Raw genomic sequence first — 518 nt, forward strand, 5'->3', positions numbered from 1 at the left:
GGCATGCTGGTACGCCGTCCTGCTCTGGGCAGCGTCGTGGCACCAGGTGCCGGCGGCTAGCCTGCCCGATGACGATCTCGTCCTCACCCGCATGTGCGGGCTCGGTCGCGACATCAAGACGTTCAGGAAGTATCGCGGCGGCGCGCTCCGAGGGTTCGTCAAGTGCAGTGATGGCCGGCTCTACCATCCCGTCGTGGCCGAGCAGGCGAACCGATCATGGTCGGAAAAGGCCGGCTATCGGGAGCGCAAGGCCCAGCGGATAGCTGCCGCGCGGACCGCAGCCGCGGCGCGTTGGAGCCCCCAACCGCAATCCGATAGCGATGCGGAACGCAATGCAAGCGGCAATGCGAATCGCATGCGTGACGCATCCGAACCAGATGCGCAACGCATCGAAACCGCAATGCCGAAAGGGACAGGGACAGGGACAGGGACACCCCCAAACCCCCATCAATCGGATCATCGCGACCAGTGCCAGCGCATCGCAGACGAGGCCGGAATGCTGGGAATTCCACCGGATC

At 65.1% G+C, this 518-nt stretch carries 1 protein-coding gene; it reads left to right on the top strand.

Translation table 11 applies throughout. The annotated features are described in order from the left end of the window. The coding region (locus tag ACTIMO_RS17285; protein WP_448183222.1) for a hypothetical protein at positions 1-518 on the top strand (518 nt) is incomplete at both ends.

Source organism: Arthrobacter sp. CP30 (genome assembly GCF_053470025.1).